The sequence below is a fragment of the Streptomyces sp. NPDC030809 genome, assembly GCF_055572195.1.
On record NZ_JBVIDV010000022.1, the window covers coordinates 157944 to 164414 of the forward strand.

Annotated in this window: 7 protein-coding genes; 5 read left to right on the plus strand and 2 right to left on the minus strand. The window is 69.9% G+C overall.

Going from position 1 to position 6471, the window contains the following annotated elements; translation table 11 throughout:
• Positions 1 to 3 precede the first annotated feature (3 nt).
• Positions 4 to 756, plus strand: coding sequence for a 4-hydroxy-tetrahydrodipicolinate reductase (dapB, locus tag ACZ407_RS26960; protein ID WP_468132571.1), 753 nt, complete (start codon positions 4 to 6; stop codon positions 754 to 756).
• A gap of 17 nt (positions 757 to 773) precedes the next feature.
• Positions 774 to 1232: a hypothetical protein gene (locus ACZ407_RS26965; RefSeq protein ID WP_468132573.1), complete on the plus strand. Its 459-nt coding sequence runs from the start codon at positions 774 to 776 to the stop codon at positions 1230 to 1232.
• Between the two features lie 98 nt (positions 1233 to 1330).
• Here ACZ407_RS26965 and ACZ407_RS26970 read toward each other — a convergent pair whose 3' ends face one another.
• Both ACZ407_RS26970 and ACZ407_RS26975 read right to left on the minus strand, forming a co-directional pair.
• Positions 1331 to 1933 carry a PH domain-containing protein gene (locus ACZ407_RS26970; RefSeq protein ID WP_468132575.1) on the minus strand — a complete coding sequence of 201 codons (603 nt, stop codon included), beginning with the start codon at positions 1931 to 1933 and terminating at the stop codon, positions 1331 to 1333.
• Positions 1934 to 2028: 95 nt separating this feature from the next.
• A complete protein-coding gene (locus ACZ407_RS26975; RefSeq protein ID WP_468132577.1) occupies positions 2029 to 2295 on the minus strand; it encodes a hypothetical protein in 267 nt (88 codons plus the stop codon).
• Positions 2296 to 2489: 194 nt separating this feature from the next.
• Here ACZ407_RS26975 and thyX point away from each other — a divergent pair, with 194 nt between their 5' ends.
• The 3 genes from thyX to ACZ407_RS26990 all read left to right on the plus strand — a co-directional run bounded on the left by thyX (position 2490) and on the right by ACZ407_RS26990 (position 6121).
• Positions 2490 to 3224 carry an FAD-dependent thymidylate synthase gene (thyX, locus tag ACZ407_RS26980; protein ID WP_468132579.1) on the plus strand — a complete coding sequence of 245 codons (735 nt, stop codon included), beginning with the start codon at positions 2490 to 2492 and terminating at the stop codon, positions 3222 to 3224.
• A 185-nt stretch (positions 3225 to 3409) separates the two neighbouring features.
• Positions 3410 to 4309 (plus strand): 4-hydroxy-tetrahydrodipicolinate synthase, encoded by a 900-nt coding sequence (gene dapA, locus ACZ407_RS26985; RefSeq protein WP_468132581.1) that lies wholly within the window; start codon positions 3410 to 3412, stop codon positions 4307 to 4309.
• Between the two features lie 126 nt (positions 4310 to 4435).
• Positions 4436 to 6121, plus strand: coding sequence for a ribonuclease J (locus ACZ407_RS26990; protein ID WP_468132583.1), 1686 nt, complete (start codon positions 4436 to 4438; stop codon positions 6119 to 6121).
• Positions 6122 to 6471: the final 350 nt, after the last annotated feature.

A 6471-nucleotide genomic window follows, 5' to 3' on the forward strand; every position in this document is an offset into this window, starting at 1 on the left:
GACATGAGCAAGCTGCGCGTGGCCGTCCTCGGCGCCCAGGGCCGGATCGGCTCCGAGGCCGTACGGGCCGTCGAGGCCGCCGAGGACATGGAACTGGTCGCGGCCCTCGGCCGCGGAGACCGGCTGGAAACGCTGGAGGAGACCGGCGCGCAGGTCGCGGTGGAGCTGACCACCCCGGCCTCCGTGATGGGCAACCTCGACTTCTGCGTCCGCCACGGCATCCACGCCGTGGTCGGCACCACCGGCTGGACCGAGGACCGCCTCGCGCAGCTCGACACCTGGCTCTCCGGCTCCCCGGAGACCGGCGTGCTCATCGCCCCGAACTTCTCCATCGGGGCCGTCCTCACCATGAAGTTCGCGGCCCAGGCCGCGCGCTACTTCGAGTCGGTCGAGGTCGTCGAGCTGCACCACCCCAACAAGGTGGACGCCCCCTCCGGCACCGCCACCCGCACCGCCCAGCTGATCGCCGAGGCCCGGACGAAGGCAGGCTGCGCCCCGCAGCCCGACGCCACGGCCACCGCCCTCGACGGGGCCCGCGGCGCGAACGTGGACGGGGTCCCCGTGCACGCGGTCCGCCTGCGCGGCCTGCTGGCCCACCAGGAGGTGCTGCTCGGCGGAGAGGGCGAGACCCTGACCATCCGTCACGACTCCCTGCACCACAGCAGCTTCATGCCGGGCATCCTGCTCGGCGCCCGCCGCGTGGTGCAGACCCCGGGCCTCACCTTCGGCCTGGAAAACTTCCTCGACCTCGGCTGAACAGCAGGCAGCACCCCATGCGCGCGAAGATCACCTACTTCATCACGGCCGCCGTCCTGGTCGTCTACTTCGTCCTGGCCGGCAGCCGCGGCCTGATGCTGATCCGGCAGGGCACCTGGCTCACCGTCACCTTCGGTGCGGCCGTGCTGATCCTGCCGGTCGTCGGCATCTGGTTCCTGTGGCAGAACACCCGCTTCGTCACCCGGGCCAACCGCCTGGCGGGGGAACTGGAGGCCGAGGGCGGGCTGCCCGTGGACGAGCTCGCCCGGGACCAGTACGGCCGGATCGTCCGGGACTCCGCGGACGAGGTCTTCGCGCGCCGCAAGGCCGAGACCGAAGACGCCCCGAACGACTGGCGCACCTGGTTCCGGCTCGCGGTGGCCTACCACGACGCCCGCGACACCCCCCGCGCCCGCAAGGCGATGCAGCGCGCCATCGCCCTGCACACCCACGCGAACCGGCCCGTGCAGGGCTGACCTGCACGGGCCGGAAGGCTCCTTCACTCCACCGGTCCGCGGCGACCCGGACGGACCCGTACGGGGCCGGACGGGCGGGGCCGGACGGATCCGCCCGTTCAGCCGGCCTGCGGCACCGGCTCGGGCTGCGGCTGCGGTGCGGCGGGCTCCGCCGTCCGGTACTCCGCCGCCCAGGCCGCGACCAGGTCCGCCGCCCGGTCGAACGCCTCCGAGCGCGACAGGAAGTCCGCGTTGTGGTCCGTCAGCAGCAGCACCGGCTGCCGGTCGGCACCGCGCGGCGTCACCGTCAGGGCCTGGCCCTGCACCGTCCGCGGCAGGCCCAGCCAGCGCACCGGCTGCTGGCTGGTGCGCACCTCGGCCACCTCGCCCCAGGCGTACGTACGGGTCCGCAGCAGGGTCACCCGGCGCAGCCCCTGCGGGCTCACCCAGGCACCCATGCGCAGCAGCCGCAGGGCCAGCGTGATCACCAGGGCGGCCGCCACCAGGCAGACCACCGCCCCCACGAGCGCCCCCGCGAAGGCGACGATCATGGTGGCCAGCAGCATGAACGAGGCCAGGAGCAGCAGCAGGGCTCCCGCGGCCACGCGCCAGGGACCGGGCCGGTAGGGGCGGCGCCAGCGCTCGCGGTCGTCGTAGGGCAGAGCGGAGTCGTCATCTTGCGCGTCGAATGCGCTGTCCGCCGTCAGGAAGGGCAGGGGCACGGCTGATCCTCACTCACATGCACATTCGGTCTCACTGTGCCAGGTGAGGCTATCCAGCCCGTCCCCGGCCTTCCACCCCCGGGGGCCCGGACGGGTCAGCGGGTGTCCGTGGCCTCGGACTGCTGCCCCTTGCCGGTCGCCTGATGGGGCTGCAGCGCCGGTATCCCGAACAGCAGGGCACCGACCAGACCCGCCACCACCGTGAGTCCGACCAGACTACGGGCGGCCATCTGAGTCCTGCTCAGACTCTCCCGAGGCGGGGGAGTGACGTTGCTGCGGAACCGGTCCGCCTCGGCGACGAAGGCGAACGGCACGGGCTCGCGAGAGGGGGTACCTCCCAGCGGCAGCTGGGGGTGGAACATGGGGTGGCTCTCCTCACGGTGGTGGTGAACGGCGTCGGGTGCGTCACGTTGCTACTTGGTCAGACGTACGAAAGGGCCAATCCGTGCCGGATTCCGGCAGATTGCCGAAAATCCCTGATTGTGCGTCGGCAAGAGGGCGGACGCGGGCCCCGTACAGTGGTCGCGGCCTGGACGATGTGACCTGGAAGGACCTCGTGAGCGAGACACCCGAGCTGAAGATCGACCTGCGCAGCGACGTGACCGTCGAGCTGGTCAAGCACGCCGCGGCCGACAGCGACGTGCTGTGGGCGGCCCGCGTGTCGACGGCCGGCGAGCAGTCCCTGGACGAGCTCCGGAAGGACCCCGAGCGCTCCAAGGGGCTCATCAACTACCTGATGAGGGACCGTCACGGCAGCCCCTTCGAGCACAACTCGATGACCTTCTTCATCAGCGCCCCCATCTTCGTGTTCCGCGAGTTCATGCGGCACCGGGTGGGCTGGTCGTACAACGAGGAGTCGGGCCGCTACCGGGAGCTCCAGCCGGTGTTCTACGTGCCGGACGCCGAGCGCAAGCTCGTGCAGGAGGGCCGCCCGGGCAAGTACGTGTTCGTCGAGGGCACGCAGGAGCAGCAGGAGCTGGTGGCGCGCTCCATGGAGGACTCGTACCGCCAGGCCTACGCCACGTACCAGGAGATGCTCGCCGCCGGCGTGGCCCGCGAGGTGGCCCGTGCGGTGCTGCCGGTCGGCCTGTTCTCGTCGATGTACGCGACCTGCAACGCCCGCTCGCTCATGCACTTCCTCGGTCTGCGGACCCAGCACGAGCTGGCCGCGGTGCCCTCGTTCCCGCAGCGTGAGATCGAGATGGTCGGCGAGAAGATGGAGCAGCACTGGGCCCAGCTGATGCCCCTGACGTACGCGGCGTTCAACGCGAACGGGCGCGTGGCCCCCTAGCGCGTACGCATGTTCGAAGGAATCAGTCGAAGTGTCCGTATTGCGACGTTTCGAGAAGTTCATCTAGGCTGATCAAACGGACCCGGCACTGCTTGAACCCCCGAGCAGGCAGTGCCGGGCTCCAACAACGCGTTCACATCCCCCGAGGGGACACCGCGAGCAGAGCAGCGAGTAGCGTGTTACCCATGGCTCCGATCTCCACTCCGCAGACCCCCTTCGGGCGGGTCCTCACCGCCATGATCACGCCTTTCACGGCGGACGGCGCACTCGACCTCGACGGCGCGCAGCGACTGGCTGCCCATCTGGTGGACGCAGGCAACGACGGCCTGATCGTCAACGGGACCACCGGCGAGTCCCCCACCACCAGCGACGCGGAGAAAAGCGACCTCGTACGAGCCGTACTCGAAGCGGTCGGCGACCGCGCCCACGTCGTCGCCGGCATCGGCACCAACGACACCGCCCACACCCTGGAGCTGGCCCGCGAGGCCGAGCGCGTCGGCGCCCACGGCCTCCTCGCCGTGACCCCGTACTACAGCAAGCCCCCGCAGGAGGCGCTGTACCGGCACTTCACCGCCGTCGCGGACGCCACCGGCCTCCCGGTCATGCTCTACGACATCCCCGGCCGCACCGGCGTCCCGATCGACACGGACACCATGGTCCGCCTCGCCGAGCACCCGCGGATCGTGGCCAACAAGGACGCCAAGGGCGACCTCGGCCGCGCCAGCTGGGCCATCGCGCGCAGCGGCCTGGCCTGGTACTCCGGCGACGACATGCTCAACCTGCCGCTGCTCTCCGTGGGCGCCGTGGGCTTCGTCTCCGTGGTCGGCCACGTGGTCGCCCCGGACCTGCGGACCATGCTGGAGGCCCACCTCAGCGGGGACGTGCAGAAGGCGACCGAGATCCACCAGAAGCTGCTTCCGGTCTTCACGGGCATGTTCCGCACCCAGGGAGTCATGACCACCAAGGCCGCCCTGAACCTCCAGGGCCTGCCCGCCGGCCCGCTGCGCCTGCCCCTCATCGGCCTGACCGACGAGGAAACCGCCCAGCTCAAGATCGATCTCGCCGCCGGCGGGGTACAGCTCTGACAACGGACTTCACAACCGAATAAGCACCACAACTGAAGAGATCGACCCAGACAACAGCAAGTGCACGAATGTCATGCGCGCCACGTGCCTCCTGAGGTACGTGGCGCGTGTGGTGAGGAGAGTCTTTTGAGCCATCCGCATCCGGAACTCGGCCCGCCGCCGAAGCTGCCCAAGGGCGGCCTGCGCGTCACCCCGCTCGGTGGCCTCGGCGAGATCGGCCGCAACATGACCGTCTTCGAGTTCGACGGCCGCCTCCTGATCGTCGACTGCGGCGTCCTCTTCCCCGAGGAGGAGCAGCCGGGCATCGACCTGATCCTGCCGGACTTCTCGTCCATCAGGGACCGGCTCGACGACGTCGAGGGCATCGTCCTCACGCACGGCCACGAGGACCACATCGGCGCCGTCCCCTACCTCCTGCGGGAGAAGCCGGACATTCCGCTGATCGGTTCCAAGCTGACCCTCGCGCTGATCGAGGCGAAGCTCCAGGAGCACCGCATCCGTCCGTACACCCTGGAGGTGAAGGAAGGCGAGCGGGAGAACCTCGGACCCTTCGACTGCGAGTTCATCGCGGTCAACCACTCCATCCCGGACGCCCTGGCCGTCGCCATCCGCACCCCCGCGGGCCTGGTGGTCGCCACCGGCGACTTCAAGATGGACCAGCTCCCGATGGACAACCGCCTCACCGACCTGCACGCGTTCGCGCGTCTGAGCGAGGAGGGCATCGACCTCCTCCTCTCGGACTCCACGAACGCCGAGGTCCCGGGCTTCGTCCCGCCCGAGCGCGACATCTCGAACGTGATCCGCGGGGTCTTCGCGGGCGCCCGGAAGCGGATCATCGTGGCGAGCTTCGCCAGCCACGTGCACCGCATCCAGCAGGTCCTGGACGCCGCGCACGAGTACGGCCGCCGGGTCGCCTTCGTCGGCCGCTCGATGGTCCGGAACATGGGCATCGCCCGTGACCTGGGCTACCTGCGGGTCCCCGCCGGGCTCGTCGTCGACGTCAAGACCCTCGACGACCTGCCGGACGACGAGGTCGTGCTGATCTGCACCGGCTCCCAGGGCGAGCCCATGGCCGCGCTCTCCCGCATGGCGAACCGGGACCACCAGATCCGCATCGTCCCCGGCGACACGGTCATCCTGGCCTCGTCCCTGATCCCGGGCAACGAGAACGCGGTCTACCGCGTGATCAACGGCCTGACCCGCTGGGGCGCCAACGTCGTGCACAAGGGCAACGCCAAGGTGCACGTCTCGGGCCACGCCTCGGCCGGCGAGCTGCTGTACTTCTACAACATCTGCAAGCCGAAGAACCTGATGCCGGTGCACGGCGAGTGGCGCCACCTGCGGGCCAACGCCGAGCTGGGCGTCATGACCGGCGTCCCCGCGGACCGCATCGTGATCGCCGAGGACGGCGTGGTCGTCGACCTGGTCGACGGCAAGGCGCGGATCACCGGCAAGGTCCAGGCCGGCTACGTGTACGTGGACGGCCTCTCGGTCGGCGACGTCACCGAGGCCTCGCTCAAGGACCGCCGCATCCTCGGGGACGAAGGCATCATCTCGGTCTTCGTCGTGGTGGACAGCACCACCGGCAAGGTCGTCGGCGGCCCGAACATCAACGCCCGCGGCTCCGGCATCGAGGACTCCGCCTTCGCCTCGGTCGTCCCGAAGATCGAGGAGGCCATCGCGAGGGCCGCCGCGGACGGGGTGGCCGAGCCCCACCAGCTGCAGCAGCTCATCCGCCGCACGCTGGGCAAGTGGGTCTCGGACGGCTACCGCCGCCGCCCGATGATCCTCCCGGTCGTGGTCGAGGTCTGACCACCCGTACAGCCCGCACCGGAGCGGGGCAACCGGATTTGCGTCCGGGGGCCCCGCTCCAGTACGTTGGCGTCTCCGCCTCGGAGGGATCCCGTGCACACCCGTGTGCCCGGACGGCCCCGAGGGCGGGTGGTCAATCGGAGCAGGGAAACCTGATAAAGTCCGGTCCACCCGAAAGGGAAAGGCCCGCCAACGGCCACCGAATTCGATACCGAGTCGGAAACGACACGGAAAAGAGTCTGGTAAGGTTGGAATCGCCGGAAGGGGAAAGCGCGAAAGCGCCGGAACCGGAAAGCGCCGAGGAAATCGGATCGGAAAGATCTGATAGAGTCGGAAACGCAAGAACGAAG

What these genes read in the sequence shown, in the direction of transcription:
- dapB (WP_468132571.1), top strand. Translation starts at nt 4, where the DNA reads ATGAGCAAGCTGCGCGTGGCCGTCCTCGGCGCCCAGGGCCGGATCGGC.
- dapA (WP_468132581.1), top strand. Translation starts at nt 3,410, where the DNA reads ATGGCTCCGATCTCCACTCCGCAGACCCCCTTCGGGCGGGTCCTCACC.
- ACZ407_RS26975 (WP_468132577.1), bottom strand. Translation starts at nt 2,295, where the DNA reads ATGTTCCACCCCCAGCTGCCGCTGGGAGGTACCCCCTCTCGCGAGCCC.
- ACZ407_RS26965 (WP_468132573.1), top strand. Translation starts at nt 774, where the DNA reads ATGCGCGCGAAGATCACCTACTTCATCACGGCCGCCGTCCTGGTCGTC.